This window comes from Actinomadura sp. HBU206391, assembly GCF_014323665.1.
Taxonomy (GTDB): domain Bacteria; phylum Actinomycetota; class Actinomycetes; order Streptosporangiales; family Streptosporangiaceae; genus Actinomadura_C.
In genome coordinates, this window is sequence record NZ_JABVEB010000012.1 from 1 (window position 1) to 19401 (window position 19401).

At 66.8% G+C, this 19401-nt stretch carries 15 protein-coding genes; 12 read left to right on the forward strand and 3 right to left on the reverse strand.

What is annotated here, in order from left to right:
* Together HKK72_RS07545 and HKK72_RS07550 are read right to left on the reverse strand one after the other, a co-directional pair.
* Window positions 1–353, reverse strand: a 353-nt coding sequence (locus HKK72_RS07545) for a hypothetical protein (protein WP_222720464.1), incomplete at its 3' end; no start/stop codon positions are given.
* Between the two features lie 266 nt (window positions 354–619).
* Complete coding sequence (locus tag HKK72_RS07550; RefSeq protein ID WP_187233535.1) at window positions 620–2350, reverse strand: hypothetical protein; 1731 nt, start codon at window positions 2348–2350, stop codon at window positions 620–622.
* A 163-nt stretch (window positions 2351–2513) separates the two neighbouring features.
* On the opposite strand from HKK72_RS07550, the gene HKK72_RS07555 reads away from it, so the two are divergent.
* From HKK72_RS07555 to HKK72_RS07600, 10 genes are all read left to right on the forward strand, one after another.
* Window positions 2514–3725 (forward strand): C40 family peptidase, encoded by a 1212-nt coding sequence (locus tag HKK72_RS07555; protein ID WP_261986629.1) that lies wholly within the window; start codon window positions 2514–2516, stop codon window positions 3723–3725.
* 699 nt (window positions 3726–4424) lie between these two features.
* On the forward strand, window positions 4425–5828 hold the full coding sequence (locus tag HKK72_RS07560) for a hypothetical protein (RefSeq protein WP_187233536.1): 1404 nt from the start codon (window positions 4425–4427) through the stop codon (window positions 5826–5828).
* A 263-nt stretch (window positions 5829–6091) separates the two neighbouring features.
* A complete protein-coding gene (locus tag HKK72_RS07565; protein WP_187233537.1) occupies window positions 6092–7621 on the forward strand; it encodes a hypothetical protein in 1530 nt (509 codons plus the stop codon).
* A 17-nt stretch (window positions 7622–7638) separates the two neighbouring features.
* Complete coding sequence (locus tag HKK72_RS07570) at window positions 7639–8214, forward strand: hypothetical protein (RefSeq protein WP_187233538.1); 576 nt, start codon at window positions 7639–7641, stop codon at window positions 8212–8214.
* Window positions 8211–8654: a hypothetical protein gene (locus tag HKK72_RS07575; protein WP_187233539.1), complete on the forward strand. Its 444-nt coding sequence runs from the start codon at window positions 8211–8213 to the stop codon at window positions 8652–8654. Before HKK72_RS07570 ends, HKK72_RS07575 begins: the two co-directional genes overlap by 4 nt.
* A 177-nt stretch (window positions 8655–8831) precedes the next feature.
* The gene (locus HKK72_RS07580) at window positions 8832–9407 is read left to right on the forward strand and encodes a hypothetical protein (protein ID WP_187233540.1); all 576 of its coding nucleotides are present in this window, start codon (window positions 8832–8834) and stop codon (window positions 9405–9407) included.
* Window positions 9404–9793 carry a hypothetical protein gene (locus HKK72_RS07585; protein ID WP_187233541.1) on the forward strand — a complete coding sequence of 130 codons (390 nt, stop codon included), beginning with the start codon at window positions 9404–9406 and terminating at the stop codon, window positions 9791–9793. Before HKK72_RS07580 ends, HKK72_RS07585 begins: the two co-directional genes overlap by 4 nt.
* Window positions 9794–10278: 485 nt before the next feature.
* Window positions 10279–11085 carry a hypothetical protein gene (locus HKK72_RS07590; protein WP_187233542.1) on the forward strand — a complete coding sequence of 269 codons (807 nt, stop codon included), beginning with the start codon at window positions 10279–10281 and terminating at the stop codon, window positions 11083–11085.
* Window positions 11086–11093: 8 nt separating this feature from the next.
* Window positions 11094–12980 (forward strand): fumarate reductase/succinate dehydrogenase flavoprotein subunit, encoded by a 1887-nt coding sequence (locus tag HKK72_RS07595; protein ID WP_187233612.1) that lies wholly within the window; start codon window positions 11094–11096, stop codon window positions 12978–12980.
* Window positions 12977–13747, forward strand: a complete 771-nt coding sequence (locus HKK72_RS07600) for a succinate dehydrogenase/fumarate reductase iron-sulfur subunit (RefSeq protein WP_187233543.1) — start codon at window positions 12977–12979, stop codon at window positions 13745–13747. The genes HKK72_RS07595 and HKK72_RS07600 overlap by 4 nt, the downstream gene beginning before the upstream one ends.
* A 78-nt stretch (window positions 13748–13825) precedes the next feature.
* Here HKK72_RS07600 and HKK72_RS07605 read toward each other — a convergent pair whose 3' ends face one another.
* Window positions 13826–14722, reverse strand: coding sequence for a hypothetical protein (locus tag HKK72_RS07605; protein ID WP_187233544.1), 897 nt, complete (start codon window positions 14720–14722; stop codon window positions 13826–13828).
* 305 nt (window positions 14723–15027) lie between these two features.
* Here HKK72_RS07605 and HKK72_RS07610 point away from each other — a divergent pair, with 305 nt between their 5' ends.
* Both HKK72_RS07610 and HKK72_RS42025 read left to right on the forward strand, forming a co-directional pair.
* Window positions 15028–17442: a hypothetical protein gene (locus HKK72_RS07610; RefSeq protein ID WP_187233545.1), complete on the forward strand. Its 2415-nt coding sequence runs from the start codon at window positions 15028–15030 to the stop codon at window positions 17440–17442.
* 443 nt (window positions 17443–17885) lie between these two features.
* On the forward strand, window positions 17886–19274 hold the full coding sequence (locus tag HKK72_RS42025; protein ID WP_187233546.1) for a C2 family cysteine protease: 1389 nt from the start codon (window positions 17886–17888) through the stop codon (window positions 19272–19274).
* Window positions 19275–19401 lie beyond the last annotated feature (127 nt).

Consider the following 19401-nt stretch of genomic DNA (forward strand, 5'->3'; position numbering starts at 1 on the left):
CCAGTGAATCCGCGCATCAGCCTGATGCCCACGGGACCGAAAACACGATCGAGCCAGGCATAGCAAACCTCGGCCAGCCATGACTGCGACACCCATGGCTCACCCGATGCGGTGAAGGAGTAGAGGTCGCGCCTCGGAATCCCGTGCTCCAGGATCCAGTGCCCGGTCTTGAGATGCCAGAGGAACGAGTTGTCGATGAGCGAGCCGAGTTGGACGAGCCAGGCGCCGACCCCGATCGCGACGGTGAACAGCGCCGCGACGCCGGGGGAGGGCAGGGAGAGCAGGGCCCCGAACCTATTGCCGGGTGCTTCCGGACGATCGTCCCCCGTCGCGTCCTCTGCGTCGGCCGACAAGCGTGGTCTGAGAAGGGAACGCACTAGGACCTCTTCGTAACGCTATGGCAGGAGGGGATCAGGATGCGGGCTCGGCCGGCGAATTCCCCGAGCGGTCCCGCGCAGGCGAATGTCCGAAGGCCGGCGCGCCTTCGAACTCCGGCCGTTCGGTCTGTCGGATTTGGGCCCGAGCTTGGGCCTTGGTCTGGGCCCTGTGGCCCAACGGCCCACAAACGGCCTGCCGCCCTGACGCGTGGCGGTCCGATGGGCGGCATTCCGCGCTCACCTCATCGGGCGGACGGACAGGCCGGGTCGTACCAGATGACCCACCAGGTCCCGTTGCCCTGGGCTCGTTTGAACTGCCAGCCGGGTGGGCGCTCCGGCCAGGTGTCCTGGGCCAGGATGCCGGCGGGCCAGACGACGACGGCCGCGCACACCCCTGGCCCGGGGGGGCCTTGTCGCGAGTCGAACCACTCGGCCTTCGTCCACGAGACCGCGAAGGCGATCCGGGAGACGACCAGCGAGGGAACGTGCACTTCGGTGAGCAATCGGCGGTCGAGCACGACCCCGCCCGTCGGGCCGCCGGGAATGGACGGAATCGGTTTCGCGCGTGGCGCGGCCAGAACGCCGATCAGTACGGTCATGGCGCAGAGGTTGACCACGAGCAGCGCGGTGAACAACTTCTGGACCCCCCAGCGCCGAAGTCCCCACCACATGACCAGCAGGGCGCACGCGACCGCCGTGGTGACGGGCATCCGCAGTTTGTCGTAGCTGCCGCCGAGCAGACCTACCTCGGGGAAGTCCCAGCCGATGAAGTCATGGGTACGCAGGCGGCTTCCCGCATAGACGGCGACCCAGAGCGCGGCTCCGCAGATCAGGGCGACGGCAGCGAGGATCTCTCGTCCGCCCGCCTTCTTCCGCACCACCACGGCCAGGCCGATGAGCATGTACACGAGGGCCAGGCCGGCGAGATACCGGCCGTAGGCGAAGTTGCCGACGCGGTGCTCGTCGGGCAGTGCGGCCGTGGACGCGTAGGCCGTACCGATCGTGACCAGGAGGAGGACGCCGACCATGATGCGGTCCTCCCGAGGCGTGCGGCCACGGAACAGCACCGTCACTACCGTGATCAGCCCCAGCGCTCCAAGCCCCCAAGTGCCTGCGGTCATCGCCCAGACCTGCCCGACTCCACCCGATATGGCCCACATCTGTCCATCGAAAGCGGACAGGTGCGCCCGCAGAACAGCGCTGAGGTCCAGTGGGCCGTCCGGGTACAGCGCATCCGCCAGGCGAGAGTTGAGTGTGAGCGCGGCTGCGGACGTGCCTGCGATGATCGCCAAGCCCAGCAAGGCGGAGGGCCTTGCCCGACCCCTCACCAGATAGGCGGCCATGACCAGGCCCGTCACCGCGACGACGACCGAACCCCTCAAATGCACCGCAAGGGCATAACCGGCGAGCGCGCCGACCAGTGCCGCGGCCGTCGGGGTCTCATGGCGTACGAATCGGTCCATGGCGAGCAGCCACCCCAACATGACCACGGGTAGCACACCGTCGGCCAGCGCGGTGAGCCCGAAGAACGTGGAGGCCGGGATGAGGGCCGCCGCCCACGCCAGGGGATAAGCGTGCAGACTGCGCAAGCCGCAGCGCACCAGCATGAAGTAGGCCAACGGGAAGATGCCGGCACTGACCAGTGCGGTGATGATGCGGGCGCCCCGGTAGACGACCTCGGGGTCGCTGCCGAACAGATACGCCGGAACCAGTAGCAGGGAATAACCGCCCTGGTAGAGCGTGGAGCCGGACAGGTCGGCGACCGGCCCGCCGGCCAGCCAGCGGGCGGCCACGAGGTAGCCGCTCTCGTCCGGAAAGATGATCGGTGCGTCCTGCCACTGCGAGAGGATCAGCCGAACGATCACTTGGGACGCCCAGCCGAGGACGAGGAGCCACGGTCCCCACAGGAAGGGGCGGGACGGAGGGGAACTCGGCTGGGTTCGTGGTCGCTCGGTGGCAATCAACCCTGTCACGATGCCACCGTAAACCAGGTGAACTCCGCCCGTGGTCACGCGGTGAATTCGGGGTCCCACCTGCTTGAGGCCGGAATTGGGCCCTAGGGCCCTGTGCGAAATTACCGGCGTGCTCTAGTGTCGCAACGGGTCTATTCTGGTTCGAGTCTGCGGCGGTGGGGTAATGAGACTGGCGCGTTATCGGGATGCCGGGCGCGACAAAGGTTCGACGCAGATCATCATGCTCATGGCGATGGTGTGCGCGTTCGCTCTGACGCTGATGGCCGTCCAGGTCGCCCAGGCCAATGACATGCGGACGAAGGCACAGACGGCGGCGGACGCGGCCGCCATCGGTGCGTTGACGCCGTTGCGGGACGAGGCCGTGAGCCTGGCGCAGGACGGCCGTATGCCCGGTATCGGGCTGTGGATGGTCGTTCCTGACAACGACGTGGACGACCCCGTCTACAACAAGGCCGCGCGGACGTACGCCAACCGCAACCACGCGGACCTCGCCGGAAAGGTGAAGGTCTCCGGCAGCATGGGTTACACCATGAAGGCCAGTGTGCAGACCAAGGACTGCGTCATCAAGGACCCGGACAAGCTCACGGCGAAGGAGCGGGACGACCTCGCGCACAAACGCAATATCTGCACCGACAACGAGGGCAACGTGGGGATCCCCGAAGGCAGGGGGACGGCGACCGCGATCGCCCAGTTGAAGATGCCGACTTGCAAATTCCGGTACCAGGTCGTCAATGACCCGGCGCCACTCCCCCCGGGCGAGGAGCCCGAGGGCGACGCGATTCCGGTGGAACTGAAGTGTGACGGCAAGACCGTGTGGGAGATAGGCCGGACCATCCCACGCTCGCAAATCATCCCGGTCTTCAAAATCCGCCTGGTCGCCAAGGAGGACTCCACTCCTTACACGGGCATTCCCATGCCCGACAACTACTCGAACTGGAACGGTGAGCTCCCGCCGCTGCCCGAGAACGCCTCTGACCTGGTGAAGAAGATCATCGCCTTCGCGTATTCGAAGGTCGGGATGCCGTACGTGTGGGGTGGCGAGTCCGACGCCGAGGGCGGCTACGACTGCTCTGGAATCATCTACGCCGCCTATCTGTCGGCCGGTGTCTCCATCCCTCGCACGACGTTCGGCCAATGGCCGTTCGGCGTCCAGGTCCCCGCGGGGAGCGAGCAGCCTGGGGACCTCGTCTTCTTCAGCTCGGGGCCGAACAACGGCCCGAACAGCCCTGGGCACGTCGCGCTGGTGGTCGACCCGGCGAAGAAGATCGCCGTCGAGGCCAGCTGCACCAACTGCGGGCCGATCAGGCCGAAGTCCTACGCCGGTCGCAATGTCGTGGGCTTCACCCGCCCGCTCGCCCGGTTCGGCAAGGAGTAACCCGCCGGGGTGGGGCCGCCGGACGCCAGACGGATCGCCGGCGGTCCCGTCGTCATGGGCAGCGCGTTTCTGACGGCGCACGGCCAGGCCCACCATTATGTGTAAGGCCGCATTTTGTGCGGCGATTATGGTCGTCTCTTGCGGTTCGGTCACTTGCGGCATTTCCTGCCTTGAAGACCTGTGAATTGCGGCGACTCTCGTCATTTGGAATGGCTTGAGAGAGTGCAACAGGCGGGCGTACGCCGCGGGCCGGAGACCGTGCGGCACGGTGCTCCGCGGTTGGAACGGCGGGGGTCGGCGCCAAGTGCTCGACCGCGGATCAGATGGGTCTTCCGGCCCAGGTTTCAGGCCTGACCGACGGCCGGGCGACCGTCGGGTGAAGAGTAGGGAAATAGCCTCTGACCTGCGAAGAAAGCAGTTCCGGGTTGGGCCTGGGGTTGGGCCCTCGGGCCCATCCGCAACGCCTGAGTGCCGTGTCAACCTCCTGGCGTGTTCCTTTTCACGCGCGTGGCGGTGAACGGGCGGATCCCCGCTGACCGTGGCGCCGGACCGGTCGAGTACCTGGCTGTCGTGCTCTTCATTGCGATAATTGCCGCTGCCCTTCATCTGTCCGGGGTCGGGGGTGGTGTCGCCCGTTACGTATCAGCGGCCGTATGTGAGGTCGGAAAGAATGGCGGGCTGGTCGAGCGTTGTGAGCCGGTGGGGCCTGATCCCGCGTTGCCGCCCGGGCAGCCAGTGGTGCTGCGACCGGAGAATCCCTGCTATGGGAGCATCGAGAACGACTACGGCGAACTGACGGCCACCATTCCGGTTCGCTATATCGACGTCCGGGGCGGCAGCCGGATCGGTTATCAGATCCGCAAGATCGTGAAACCGGGCCAGCCGGACAAGTGGCAGGTCCAGATCTATGGTTGGGGTGAGCTGTCGGCGGCGACGCCGGGAGTGCCCGAAACGCAGCTCGAGTCCGATGACCCGCTCGGCATCGACCCGAGAAAGCTCGAGCTTCCGGCCGGGATCTGGATCGGTGGCAACCTCACGCTGGGCGACACCTACGAGTTCGACAGCGAGAAGGAGGCCACCGGTTTCCCGTGGGAATATGCGGAGAAACGTCTTAGGCAGTTCGGCGATGCGGTCATCAGCTCGCATCCGGTGACCGGCCCGCTGGTGGGTCTCGCCAAGCACCTGCCGTGGGTGGGCGATGACATCGAGAAGGTGCTTGAGGGCGATCCGCTGCCGCCGAGAAAGGAATGGTCGCTCGAGGCGGGGCCGACCGGAGGCTTCACCGGGAAGATGAACATCTTGAAGGTGGGCGGATCGCTCGGGATGCGCGGTTGGCGTCTGCTCGGAGTCCGCCATGCCGCCAACGGGGAGTCCACGTTCACGGTCAGGGACTCGGGAGAGGTGGAGCCCTCGATCATCATCGACCTTGGAACGCTCCTGCCGCCGAGTGTGCGCAATCGGTTCAACGGCAAGGTGAACGAGGGGATCGACGAACTCGAGAAGCTGGCGGCGAAGAAGTTCGGTGCCGGGTTCAGGCTTCCGGCGAAGATGCGCGAGCACTTGAAGAAGAACTGGCCGGACCTCGGGGTGACCGCCAAGGCCAAGGGAACGATCACGTACCAGGTCACCATGGACCGCAACGGTGATCCGGTGAGGTTCACCAAGCTCGTGGACACTCAGCTGAACTGGTACGGGCGCCTCGCGGACAAGGTGAGCACGAAGAACCAGCGCAAAGAGGTCGCCGGCAACCTGCTGGTGCCGCTCGGAGGCCATCGGACCATCGAGCAGAGCACCCTCGGACTGAACGACTCTGCGAACCTGCGGGCCGTACAGGACTTCGGCCTGTACGCGCCGCTGGGAGTCGGCGCGGAGCTGACGCCGGCCGCGGACCGGCTGCGGGAGCGGTTCGAGGCGGCCGGCACCACGACCCGGCAGAGCTACGACTCGGATGCGGGCAACGTCAAGATCAGCGGAAACGCGGCGAGCAGACGCGGCAGCGTCCTCGGCGAGCTGAAGCTCGAAGTGGAGGACAACAGGCTCTCCGGCGCCGAGATCTGGGAGAGCGGGAAGGGGTGGGTGCCATGGACCGCCTGCCACGGTTGACCGCCATGGCTCTGGTCCACATAGGGCACGAGAGTGCCCGCACGCAATGGTGTCGATGGACAACATTCAGTCGCTGCGACAGGGGAATCATCACATATGAGAACGTTGCGAGGTGTGGTGAGCAGAACACTGTTTAAGCAGTTGTCACCACATGTTAACAGCATGTGAACTCTTTGGGCCCTTAAGTCCATTAGGTCCGATTTTGGGCCTATGGGCTCATCCCCACAGTTCACGTGCGTGTAAGCATGCGTTCTGTGTGGAAAATGGTCGCGAAGCCAGCGCGCTGGTGGCGGGGTAGTGAGCGTGGTGCCGGAGCCACCGACTACCTCGTGGTCCTGCTACTCATCGCCGTTCTGGCCGGGGCCATCGCGGTGTCACCGGCCGCGGGCGGTGTCCGGTCCGGTATCGAGAAGGCGATCTGCAGGGTCGGGCAGGCGGGCGGGCTTCAGAAGGAATGCGAGCCCGCCGGGGACAAGCCCCCTCCTCTCGTCGCGGTCGATCCGGACATGCCCACGGCCAACTGCCTGACCGACATCGATTACGAGTACTTGGAGAACACCACCTCGGCCAGATTGAAGCGCGTCGACATTCTGACCGATGGGGGCGGTCAGATCACCCTCCGGCGCTATGTCCAGGGCAACGGCAAGCCCGATCTCTGGCAGGTCTGGGACATGGGGTGGTCGGACGCCGGTGTCGGCACCCCGGGTGAGAACAAGTTCAAGGCCGGCATCTGGGCGGCGATCGCGGGCTCCAACACCGAGATCTACAACTTCACCGACGAGAAACAGGCCAGGGACTTCTACGAGCAGTTGAAGGACTACCGCCTCGGGAACTGGTTCAAACTCGCGGTCCGGACCAATCCCATCAGCGGTGCGGTCGTCCGGCTCGGCAGTTGGATGTTCGGTGACGGCGTTGACGAGTTCTGGGGCGGTAAGGAACCTGATCGCAAGCCCTCCCAGGAGGTCTACGACGGCGGCCTGTGGTTCGGCGGGTTCAATGACGTCGCGCTCGGCAAACTGCCGTTCTCGATCGTGGGCAAGGACTGGGGAACCGCTTCGGGCGGCGTCTGGAAGGACAACGACACGGGGGAGACCACCTACTACCTCCAGGGCAGTGACCAGCTCATGGAGTCGCTGGAGATCGACATCGAGAGGGCGCTCAAGGCTCTCGGACTCGATAAGAAGACGACTGCGAACCTGAACAAGGCCATGGACTGGATGGAACAGCAACTGAGCAAGCAGCTCGGGACACCCATTAAGTTCCCTGATGGCCTGCGCAGGGGGCTGGCGACCGACAGCGGCGTCGGGGTGGGCCTCCGGGGGACGATTTCGCGATGGTACGGCCTCACCGTCGACAAGAACGGAAAGCCGGTGAGCTTCGTACAGCTCGACGATGTACAGGGCTCGTGGCATTTGCGAGGCGACATCAGCGTGGGTCCTCTGGGCTTTTGGTACCAGAACTCCATGGACGGCGTCCGGTGGCGGACCACGAAGACGCTGGACCTCACCGATCCGAAGCAGATGGGCGCCCTCTCGCTGGTCCTGAGGCAGGCGGGGCAGGGCGCGGGGGGAACCATCGTCGCCCCCTTCCTCTTGGACGAGCTCTTCGACAAGGGACTTGGGACCATGGGCAAGGTCGACTATGACTACGAGGTGACCACGGCCAATCCCAACCTGAACGCCGGCATCGGCGCAATGAGCTTCGAGTGGGAGGGCGGAAGCAGCAAGGCGACGAGCGCCCAATACTTCAAGCCGGACGTCGGATGGGTGCCGTGGGAAAAATGCGGTCTGTGACAGGTACGGCGATACAGATGACGATGAGGGTGCGGACGCTGGCGGCCGCGGTGGCGTGTGCGGCGGTGCTGGCCGGCTGCTTCGCGGGCGACCCCGAAAGAGCCACCCCGGCCGGTTTCGTCCGATACCGGGGTGAGGGGTACACGTTCGCCTACCCGGCCGGATGGACGCTTCGGCGCGCCACCGACGAGCGCGGGCACCAGCTGCTCCACATCGATGGTCCGGACGTCACGCCCGGGGTCTCACTGGGCCAGGTGTCGGTGGGCCGGGAGAGGCCCGCCAAGCTCCCGTTCGAGGAACAGCTGGGGCAGTATCGCGCACTGAGCGTCATGTCGGGCCGCAAGGTCAGTGTCGACCGTGAGGTGAAGGTCAGCGGAGCCGAGCGGGCGCATCGGTTCGAGGCCGTTCAGCCCGTCAGGACGAGTGGGGGCCAGCCGGCTCAGCTGCAGATCATCGACATCTATGTGCTGACCGAGGACAGGACACTGCTGGACTTCGTCGTCCGCGCACCGGAGGGCGGCGCCGCCACCGCCCGCCTTCCGGAGGTGCTCGCGTCGTTCCAGGTGAGACCCGTGGAGAGAGGACAGGGATGAGCAAGCGAGGGACCGACCGCCGGAGGGTCGCGGCGGCGGTGGGACTGACCGTGGGCGTGGCACTGGCCGGAGTGACCGTCGCCGTCGTCGTCGTGGTCATCGTGAGCGGGACCGCCACCGAGTTCGCGCTGTCGGACGGTTTCTTCTGGGCATCCGCCGTAGCCGCGGTGTTCGTACAACTGCTCGTCGGGACGCTCGCCGGGCGGCTGGCTGCGCCCCGGCTGCGCCGTGCCGGGGTGACCGAGGGCTTGCCGCGCTACGCACTGGCCGCGGCCGGGCCGGCGACGGTCTCGCTGCTGGCCAGTCTGCACCCGGTGGAGGGGATTCCACCGGTGCCCGGAGTCCTTCTGCCGGTCGTCGCCGCGGCGGGCGGCGCCGCGATGGGCGTGCGCTGGGCCGCGGGCCGCCGGTATCGGAGCGGGGCGGCCGTCAGGTACTGAGTGTCCGGCGGCTGAACCCCATGGCGTCTCGGCGAGCGATGGACGACGGTCCGGTGAACAGTCGGCGATCGGTCGCGGCACCGTCCCCCGGCCGACTTACGATCTTCCCGTTGGGTCCGATGGCTCGTGTCGCCGCCGGCCGTTCCGCAGCGGAACGGGGCGAGTGGGGTCGCAGGTGTGCGGGAGGCAGGGGTGGCCGCGTGGGGCCGATTGGCGGCGGTCGTCTGCGCCATCGCGGCGGTGCTGCCGTCGGGGTGCTCTTGGCGTGACGCTCCACCCGGGACTCCGCCGGGTTTCACGGAATACCGCGGTGACGGTTACACCTTCGCCCACCCGCGGCAGTGGACGGTGGCCCGCACGGTGGACGAGCGCGGCGTTCCCCTCATCGGAGTCAACGGCGAGCAGGGCGTGAACGGGACGGTTCGCGGGCAGGTCATCGTGTCCCGTCGCGACGGGTTCCAGGGATCGATGAAGGACATGCTGGTCCAGGCCAGAGCCCTCAGTCTCGTCGGCGGCCGCCGGATCCTCAGTGAGAAGCCGACCCGGGTTCACGGTGCGCGTGAGGCGCGTGCGGTCGAGGCGGTGTACGGCGAGCAGGCGCCGGACGGGGCGCAGGTCGAGATCCGCAGCGTGGACGTCTACGCGTTGACCGGCAAGGGCACGATGCTCGACTTCACCGTGCGTGCGATCCGCGCGGACTTCGACGCCGTCGGTCTGCCGAAGGTCCTCGCCACCTTCCGGGTGGCGGAGTGAGCGTCGCCAGGGCGGTCGCCTGGGGCGCGCTCGTCATGCTGCTGGCCCTCGTGCTGCTGCTGGTGCTCACCCTGGCGCTGGTGGTGGCGGCCCCTGACGCCGTTCTCGGCGACGGGTTCTCCTGGACGGCAGGCATCGGCGGCACCGCCGTCATCACGGCGTCCGCCGCGGCCGCGGGACGGATCAGCGCCGGCCGGCTACCCCTCGACGTTCCGCGGCTGCCCTGGGCCCTGCTGGGCCCGGTCGCGGCGGCGACGCTGCTCGCCGGGCTTCCCGCGGCAGCGCAGGGATCGTGGGGCGGGGCCGTGTTGTACGAGGTCGCGACGCTCGGCGGCGCGACGATCGGTGCCCTGACCGTCGGCTCGCGCTCGCGAGCCGGGCGGTGAGAAGACACACCTCGGGCCCAAGGAGGGCCCAGAGAAAGGGCCTAGAGATGGGCCGGAGTTGGGCCCTACAGGGCCCTGAAGCAGGCCCAGTCCGGGCCGGGGAGTAGGTCTTATCCGTGGGTCCTGCTGGGCCCGGTTTTGGGCCCCGTGTTGGGCCCAGGCGGGCCCACTGTGGGCCCAAGCCGCGACGGGTCGGTGAGCCGTTCTTCGATCTGTGATGCCCCAGTGCATGAATGGTCGAGACGATCTCGCCGCCATCGCGTGCCTGTGGCCAGGTTCACACTCCTGACCTGTCTGTTGTCCGTGTCACAGTGACAGGCTAGTGCCCTAACGTTGGCCTGTTACGAACATGTGTACGGCTTGTAGCCGCGGCGCGACGACGGCAGGCTGTGCGTCACCCTCGGATGACCCAAGGCGTTGCTGGTGCGGCGTCCCCTGCGGTAAGTGGAAAGGTCCCCGATGACCCAGGCACAGGAGCGCGAGAAATGAGCGCTGTGCAGGCGCCGATCACCAAGGATCGAGCCCAGATCAAGGAGCGCACGCTCCGTACGGACAACTGGCGCAAGACGCCGATCATCACCTTTGTGATCTTCACGAGCTGGGTGGTCTACGCCACCGTGCGAGCGATGATGGGCAAGTGGTACTGGGTGGAGGAGTACCACTATCTGACGCCCTTCTACTCACCGTGCGTGAGTGAGAGTTGCGTTCCGGAGGCGGCCGAGTTCGGCACGTTCCTTCCGAAACTGCCGTTCTTCGTCCCCTTCGCGGCGATCTCTCTGCCGTTCCTCCTCCTCTTCCGGTTGACGTGCTATTACTACCGGAAGGCCTACTACCGCTCGTTCTGGGCGGCGCCACAGGCATGCGCCGTGCGCGAGCCGCACGCCAAGTACACCGGTGAACGGCGTTTTCCGCTGATCGGGCAGAACCTGCACCGCTACTTCTGGGCGGCGGCGTTCCTGATCTCGCTCATCAACACCTGGGACGCGATCAAGGCATTCCACGGCAAGGACGGCGGATTCGGCATCGGGCTGGGCACGCTGATCCTGGTCACCAACGTGATCCTGTTGTGGGCCTACACCCTGTCGTGCCACTCGTGCCGGCACGTCGTGGGCGGTCGGCTCAAGAACTTCTCCAAGCACCCCGTCCGCTACTGGGCGTGGACCCAGGTCTCGAAGCTCAACGAGAAGCACGGGCTCTTCGCGCTGATCACGCTGGGCTCGCTGGTGGTCGCGGACCTCTATGTCGCGCTGGTGTCCGGCGGTGCGATCTCCGACTTGCGAATCTTCAACTAGGGGTCATGATGACCGACATCGAAAGGCACCAGTACGACGTCGTCGTCATCGGTGCGGGCGGCGCGGGACTGCGTGCCGCCATCGAGGCCCGGATGCAGGGCAAGAAGACGGCGATCATCTCGAAGTCGCTCTTCGGCAAGGCGCACACGGTGATGGCCGAGGGCGGCGCCGCCGCCGCCATGGGCAACGTCAACGCCAATGACAACTGGAAGGTGCACTTCCGCGACACGATGCGCGGGGGGAAGTTCCTGAACAACTGGCGGATGGCGGAACTGCACGCCAAGGAGGCGCCGGACCGGGTCTGGGAGCTCGAGGCGTGGGGCGCGCTGTTCGACCGTACGAAGGACGGCAAGATCAGCCAGCGCAACTTCGGCGGCCACGAGTATCCCCGCCTCGCGCACGTGGGCGACCGCACCGGCCTGGAACTGATCCGCACGACCCAGCAGAAGATCGTCGCCCTGCAGCAGGAGGACCACGCCGAGTTCGGCGACTACGACGCCCGCATCAAGGTGTGGGCCGAGACCACGGTCACCCGGCTGCTGAAGGACGGTGACAAGATCGCCGGAGTCTTCGCCTACGTGCGCGAGACCGGCAAGTTCGTGGTGATGGAGGCGCCCGCGGTAGTGCTGGCCACCGGCGGCATCGGCAAGGCCTTCAAGGTCACGTCGAACTCCTGGGAGTACACCGGCGACGGCCACGCGCTCGCGCTGCTGTCCGGCGCGACCCTGCTCAACATGGAGTTCGTGCAGTTCCACCCCACCGGGATGGTCTGGCCGCCTTCGGTGAAGGGCATTCTCGTCACCGAGTCGGTCCGTGGCGACGGCGGGGTGCTGCGCAACTCCGAGGGCAAGCGGTTCATGTTCGACTACGTGCCGGACGTCTTCAAGAACCAGTACGCCACCACCGAGGAGGAGGGCGACCGCTGGTACACCGACGCGGACAACAACCGGCGCCCGCCCGAGCTGCTGCCTCGGGACGAGGTGGCCAGGGCGATCAACTCCGAGGTGAAGGCCGGACGCGGATCGCCGCACGGCGGCGTCTTCCTCGACGTGTCGACCCGGATGCCGGCCGACGAGATCATCCGCCGGCTGCCGTCGATGCATCACCAGTTCAAGGAGCTGGCCGACGTCGACATCACCGCTGAGCCCATGGAGGTGGGCCCGACCTGCCATTACGTCATGGGCGGGGTGGAGGTCGACGCCGACACCGGAGCCGCGGCGGTCCCCGGGCTGTTCGCCGCGGGGGAGTGCTCGGGTGGTATGCACGGCTCCAACCGTCTCGGCGGGAACTCGCTCACCGACCTGCTGGTCTTCGGGCGGCGTGCCGGTTCCGGCGCTTCGGAGTACGTCGACGCGCTTGGCGAGGATCGGCCTGTCGTGTCAGAGGACGACGTCGCCGCCGCGTCGGCGGAGGCCCTCGCCCCCTTCGAGCGCGAAGGCGGCGAGAATCCCTACGCCGTGCACGCCGAGCTCCAGCAGACGATGAACGATCTCGTCGGCATCATCCGCAAGGAGGAGGAGCTCGAGGAGGCGCTCGAGGCCCTGGTGAAGCTGCGTCAGCGGGTGGCCGCGGTGTCGGTCGAGGGCGGCCGGGGCTATCACCCGGGCTGGCACCTCGCACTCGACCTGCGGAACATGCTGCTGGTGTCCGAGTGCATCGCCAGGGCGGCGCTGGAGCGCCAGGAGAGCCGTGGCGGGCACACCCGCGACGATCATCCGGGGATGTCGGCCGAATGGCGCAAGGTCAACCTGATCTGCCGGCTGGCCGGCGAGTCGGTCGAGCTGCAGCGAAAGCCCGGCGAGCCGATGCGCGAGGACCTGATCGCCCTCTTTGAGACCGACGAGCTGAAGAAGTACCTCACCGAGGACGAGCTGCCCAAGGAGCAGGACGCATGAGCTACGAGGCGAAGTTCCGGATCTGGCGCGGTGACGGGGGCGAGGGAGCGCTGCAGGACTTCAGCGTCGAGGTCAACGAGGGCGAGGTCGTCCTCGACATCATTCACCGGGTCCAGGCGACGCAGGCGCCCGACCTCGCAGTGCGCTGGAACTGCAAGGCCGGCAAGTGCGGATCGTGCTCGGCCGAGATCAACGGCATGCCACGGCTGCTCTGCATGACCCGCATGTCGACGTTCGCCCAGGACGAGACGGTGACGGTGACGCCGGTCCGCACCTTCCCGGTGATCCGCGACCTGGTCACCGACGTCAGCTTCAACTACGAGAAGGCGCGGCAGGTCCCCTCGTTCGACCCGGGTGACGTCAAGCCGGGCGAGTTCAGGATGAAGCAGCAGGACGTCGAGCGCTCGCAGGAGTTCCGCAAGTGCATCGAGTGCTTCCTGTGCAACAACGTCTGCCACGTCATCCGCGACCATGAGGAGAACAAGCCGGAGTTCGCCGGGCCGCGCTTCCTCATGCGGGTGGCCGAGCTGGAGATGCACCCGGCCGACGTGGCCGACCGGCGCGAGATCGCGCAGGAGGACTTCGGGCTCGGGCTGTGCAACATCACCAAGTGCTGCACAGAGGTGTGCCCGGAGCACATCAAGATCACTGACAACGCGCTGATCCCGATGAAAGAACGGGTGGTCGGCCGCCGGTACGACCCGGTCGTCTGGCTCGGCTCCAAGCTGGGCATCGTCCGGAAGGGCCAGGACACCCCGAAGGCCTGAGGCGCGCGAACGCCGAGCCCCGGCCGGGCCGTCTCGGCCGGGGCTCGGCGCCCTTCCCCGCGGTACGCCCGCCCGCCGTCAATTCAGCGGCAGGCGGGCTATCTCTCTTTCGTGTTCCCAGTCATGGGAGTAGTTCTTCGCATATATCTTCGAAGCCCCCTTCTTCAGCCCGTCCACCGCCTCACCGGTCATGATCGCCTTCTTGATCCGCCGGATGCCGGCAGCCGTGCCGATCAGGTACCGCTCCAACGGGGTCACAGGTGGCCGTCCCATCTTCTCGCGGGCCTTGTTCTCCCGCTCGACGGCGTGCTCATAAGTGCTCTCGAACAGACGCTGATACATCTTGTCCGGCACGGTCTTCGGCGGCCGGACGCTCTGCAGCTGGCGGTTGGCCTTGGCCGCTATCGCATAGGCCGTGGCCTCCTCCTCGATTGACGCGCTGACGAACTCGTCGCGTCCCATCGTCCTCCAGTCGGGGGCGTGGCGGTTCCTGGCGTGCTGGACCTCGTGCACGACGGTACCGGCGATCTCATGGGACGGCAGCCCGGAGTACTCCAGCGTGATCGTGTTGGAGTTGTCGTCATAGAAGGAGCCGCGCAATTCATCGAAGAAGATCTGAACGGCGTTCTCGCGTGCCCAGGCCAGTGTCTGCCGTCCGAGCGGGGTCTCGTTCAGTGCCCGCTCGACGGGAGGCCATTGGGCGTCGGGCGAGAGGGGCTGCGCGGGCCGCGTCACGAGGGTCCTGGGTCTCGAGGCGGGCGCCGCCTTCGGAACGGCGGAGTCGAGCGCCTGCTGCGAGGTCCTTCCGCCGCATCCCTCGCCGGAGGTGAGCCGGCAGAGCGCGGTATCGATCCCGGTCGCGAGCTCAGTGGCGACGCCTGAGCCCGCTAAGGAGGCCGTAATAGCGCCGATCAGGACCACAAGCGCCAGATAGGAGATCGCGGATTCACCGCAGTCAGGCTGACACTTGATCACCGAGACAGGTTAAGCCGGTGCTGTGGAATCGGCCAGGGCCTTAAGGCTCATTGATGTGACTAATGCCAAGTGGCACGGTTTGGGCCTTTGGGCCCTGGTCGGACCACTGGGCCGAGGAATAAGGTCGTATCTACCTTGCGTTATCGCGATGCTCGCCGTCGATATCTGCCTCTCTCGGGATGAGTGCACGAGGAACTATCTCCGGCCATTGTTTTCAGCACTCGATGATGTGCATCGAAAGGAGCGACTGATTTCTCTCATGTGTCACGTTCAAGATACGGCCATAGGCAGTTGAGGGGCCGGTCTTGTCGTCGAAGGGCCGTGGCGGCGGGATGCCGTTGCCGGTACGTGTTGTTCGGGTGTTCTTGTATGTTTCCGCTGGTTTGACGTTTGCTGTGGCGGTGCAGGCATGGATTCTCACGGGCGGGGCGCGCGGGGCCGGGGCGGCGTTGTTCTTCGCCGTGCCGGCGGTCGCCTGTGCCTTGGCGGCGTGGCGGTCGGCGCGAGCAGGGCGATGGTCGTGGTGGACGGTCGTCGCGCTCGAGGTGTTCTACCTGGTGTGGCAGCTTGGGCGGTTGCCCGCGGGTGATCCGTCCGGGTTGGTCGGGGCGATGTTCCCGGTCGCGATCTTGGTTCTGGTGTTCCGGTCTCGGGCGTGGTTCGACCCCGCGGGGTGGCCGGAGTTTCGGGCGCTGCCGGGCCGTGCTGCGGTGGCCGTCCGGAACCGGATCCGGCGTGATCGTGGTGAGGCGGGTGTCGGTCACCTGGCGGTGGTGGTGCTCCTCGGGGCGATTGTGGCGATGCTGATGAACTCTGGGATCCCGGGTCGGTTGACGGGTGCGGCTCAGTCGGCGCTCTGCGAGGTCACCGGTGAGCGTTGTGAGGGGCGGGCGGCGTCGGGTGCTCCACCACCCGCCGCGGCGGGTGGCCCGGTCGGTTCCTCGCCCGCACCTGACGCCGGGTCGGCGCCTGGGTCGGATTCGTACATCACGCGGCAGGCCGCCAGGCAGCCACGGATTTCGGCCGACCGGGGAGGGATCACTCCGGGCGAGAACTATGCCGAGCCGCTCCGCTGTCCCGAGTGGGCGCAGAGGGCCTGTGATCTGGGCCAGGGGCTTTGGCTCGGTGTCGGCGACGCGGGCAACGGCATCGTCGACCAAGTGGATGATCTGGCGTGCTCGGTCTATATCCGCTGCGGTCCGGCGCGGTTCAGGGAGACCTGGGAGGGGTGGAGGGATCTTTTCACCACCAATCCGCTCGAGACTGCCAGGGCCATCTGGGATGAGTCCACCACTGACATCCGAAAAGACTGGAATGAAGGACGGGACGCGCGCGCCGCTGGTCGGGCCCTCCCTCTTGTTCTGGGCAGTGTCTTCGGTGGCAGGAGGCTTTTTCTCCCGGACATCGGAGGGAACCCCCGGGGGAGCCGGAGCGCCGCCGAGGCCGAGGCTGAGGGAGCAGGGGATTCCCCCGGGAGGTCCGAGCCCGCCCGCCCACGGCTCGAACACGTGCCTCTGCCGACAGCGGCCGCGCCGTTCCAGGCGCAGGCGCTCATCGGGTTGCTCGCTGGCGTCCTCGTCGAGGCGGAGGAGGCCGCACGCAGGGCGGCGGAGATACTGGCCGAAGCGAGAAGAGGCTATCCGGCAGGGAGTGATGAGCTCCGCCAGATAGAGAGCGATGCCACGCAAGCGGCGCGTATCGCGAGGCTCGCCAAGGCGCTCAACGCCATCGGTGCCCTGCGATCGTCCGAATATGAGCTCCTCAGGCAGCATGCCGTAAACGTGGAAATCGTCCAGCCTGGCGACCCGGAATGGGCCTCTACAACGGCTACCGGGTATGACGCCGGTCGCAATACGCTCGTGCTCAGGAAGGAATCCGACGGGCGGTCCGAGAGTGAGGTCTTCCGTGACTTCGTTCGGTACAAACTACCTAACCTGGAGCTTCTGCAGAGGAAGGTCTCATCGGTCGAGCCGCTGGACACCCTAGGCGTGAACGCGGCGTTCCTCGTCCGCTTCGAGGAGGGCGGCATGGGGGTCTACAAGCCCATCGAGGGCGAGCACGCCAAGGTCGACCGCAGCATTCCTCAGGGCGAGCTCGCCCGCCGTGAAGTCGCCGCGTTTCAGGTGGACAGGATGTTCGGGTTCGGCCTTGTCCCGACCACGAGACTATGGAAGGGGCCGCGGGGCGTCGGCTCGTTGCAGGAGTACGTGGAGAGCGCACCCCACGGCAGGCCGGCCGGGGAATATCAGCCCCCTGAACAGGACCGGATGGCGGCACTCGACTACATCATCGGCAACACAGACCGTCACAGGAAGAACTACCTCACGGCCCCCGGCGGGCGCCTGGTGGCGATAGATCACGGATACTCCTTCTCGGAAGAGAGTTCGACGGACTGGATTCAATCCGACTTTGTCCTGGAAGCGCTGGACCGGCCGCTCAGTCCCGAGGTGCTGGCCCGGATCCGGTCTGTGGATCCGGCCGAGTTCGGCAGAACGCTACGCGGATCGGACCTGAGTCAGGACGCGATCGACGGCGCGCTGGCGCGGCTCGAAGAGGTTCGGCGGCACGGCATGATCACCGGTGAGGCGTGGAAGGGGCGCATCTTCGATTCCGAGGGGGTTCTTCAAAGGCAGGCACTCCCGCAGAGTGGTGTGGTATCCCGCTTTGGTCACGTGAGTCCTAGCGCGGCGACGGGCCGGATTGCGGGCGTCGCGGCGTAGAGCCGCAATGACCGGTGCGCCAGTTGCGTGCGGGACACCTTCGCCCACGGGCGATCCCGTCCGACGCGCTGATCCCGATGAAGGAACGGGTGGTCGGCCGCCGGTACGACCCGTGGTCTGGCTCGGCTCCAAGCTCGGCATCGTCCGCAAGGGGCAGGACACCCCGAAGGCTTGATCATCAGTGGGCGTGCGCTCGGCTTGATTCACCCCGGGTGACCTGCCGGGTGCGCGCCCACCGATCTGCCTGATGCACGCCTGGGCCCGGAGGCCCGTGCGTCACTGCGACCGCAGGTCCCTGGGCCCTCGCTGTCCCCGCGGGCGTACTTATAGCGTCCTCTGTCGTACACGATCATCTGACCGGCGGCAGAGGTACCAGCATGACGGCCAGAACCCCGCGGCCGTCGCGCCGCAGTAGGTCGCGAAGCGACGCCGGATCCGGTCCGGTGGACTACGTCGCGGTCGTCTTCATCGTGGCCGCGATCACGGCCGTTCTCCTCGCGAGCGGTGTCGGCGCCTCCGTCGGGTCCGGTATCGAGTCGGCGGTCTGCAGAGTGGCGTCCGCCGAGTGCGACCGCGATGCCGCACGGGATTTGGGCGACGCAGGTGGCCCCGCCGGGACCGAGACCTCGCGGCCTGCCGTCGGCGGGGAACAGGGTGAGCGCCGCACCGACCCGTCCGAGGCGCCCTCGCCACCGACCGGCGGGCCCCTCGGGCGCGGCCAGTCCGACGGTCGCAGCGAGGCCGCCGCGGCGGAGATCCGCGAGTATCTCGAGGACGACTCCGCCTGGTACAAGCCGTGGACGTGGGGTGACGCCGAGCCGAAGCATCCCCGGGACGTTCTCGCCGACATGTCGGCCGGTGAGCTCGACGCCCTGTTCGGCGAGCTGAGCGACGACGAGACGAGGAGACTCCTGGCGGTCGACGGAGTGGCCGACCTCGTCAGGCTCTGCGCCGACCTCGACCTCCTCCAGCGCCTCGGGGACCGTGCCCCGGGCTCCATCGAGCCCGCTCTCGACGTCGTTCGCGAGAACGGTGAGAAGCCGAGCGATCCGGCCACCGGGTACGCGTACATCGAGAACGCGCAGTTGTACGGAGACTCGAGCGTGCCCGCGATGACCGACGTCACGCAGGGGGCCATCAGCAACTGCTGGTGGATGGCGAGCATGGCAGCCGTCGCGGGCACTGGAGACGGCCGCGACCTGATCAAGAACATGATCATCGAGAATCCCAATGGGACCTACACCGTCCGGTTCCCCGACGGCGACAATGTCACCATCACACCCTTCTTCCCGGTCAGAAGCGACGGCAGCCTGGTTTATGCCGACCCAGGGGACCCGCCGGTGGTGTGGCCGCTGGTATTGGAGAAGGCGCTCGCCGAGAAGGACGGTGGCTATGGCGCCACGCTCAATCGCAGCTCGGGCGAGGGCATGCAGATCATCACCGGGGAGTCCGGCTCGTCGCACAAGACCGGGAAGGTCAGCCGATCGCAGCTTCAGGGCTGGCTCGACGAAGGCGCCGTCGTGCTCTCGAGCATCTCGGAGAAGAACGCCGAGGGGAAGACGGAGTACGACCAGCGTCTGGTCGCCCACCACTCCTATGTCGTCAAGGGCTTCACCGAGGACGGCAGGGTGGAACTGCACAACCCGTGGGGTTACAAGCACGAGACCGTCACCATGGACGAGCTCAACAAGCTCTTCAAGCGAGTGGAGACCAACCCCGTTCGCTGGTCCTCCGGGAGTTCAGCGAGATTGAAGGTCCTTCGGGCTGAACTCAGGGAAGTTCAGCTCGATGGGGGCTTGGGTTCCGGCCTCGGGACTGGTGAGCTCGCGTAACCGTTGAGCGCGTATTCGTCGGTGTAGACGGACAGACGGTCACCGTGTGTGGTTGCTGGGGGCGTAGCGAGTCCAGGTCTTGGCGTACGTTTCGGTTCCGATGCACACGGTCGTATTCATTTGATGG

What these genes read in the sequence shown, in the direction of transcription:
- HKK72_RS07555 (WP_261986629.1), top strand. Translation starts at nt 2,514, where the DNA reads ATGAGACTGGCGCGTTATCGGGATGCCGGGCGCGACAAAGGTTCGACG.
- HKK72_RS07565 (WP_187233537.1), top strand. Translation starts at nt 6,092, where the DNA reads ATGGTCGCGAAGCCAGCGCGCTGGTGGCGGGGTAGTGAGCGTGGTGCC.
- HKK72_RS07570 (WP_187233538.1), top strand. Translation starts at nt 7,639, where the DNA reads ATGACGATGAGGGTGCGGACGCTGGCGGCCGCGGTGGCGTGTGCGGCG.
- HKK72_RS07575 (WP_187233539.1), top strand. Translation starts at nt 8,211, where the DNA reads ATGAGCAAGCGAGGGACCGACCGCCGGAGGGTCGCGGCGGCGGTGGGA.
- HKK72_RS07590 (WP_187233542.1), top strand. Translation starts at nt 10,279, where the DNA reads ATGAGCGCTGTGCAGGCGCCGATCACCAAGGATCGAGCCCAGATCAAG.
- HKK72_RS07595 (WP_187233612.1), top strand. Translation starts at nt 11,094, where the DNA reads ATGACCGACATCGAAAGGCACCAGTACGACGTCGTCGTCATCGGTGCG.
- HKK72_RS07600 (WP_187233543.1), top strand. Translation starts at nt 12,977, where the DNA reads ATGAGCTACGAGGCGAAGTTCCGGATCTGGCGCGGTGACGGGGGCGAG.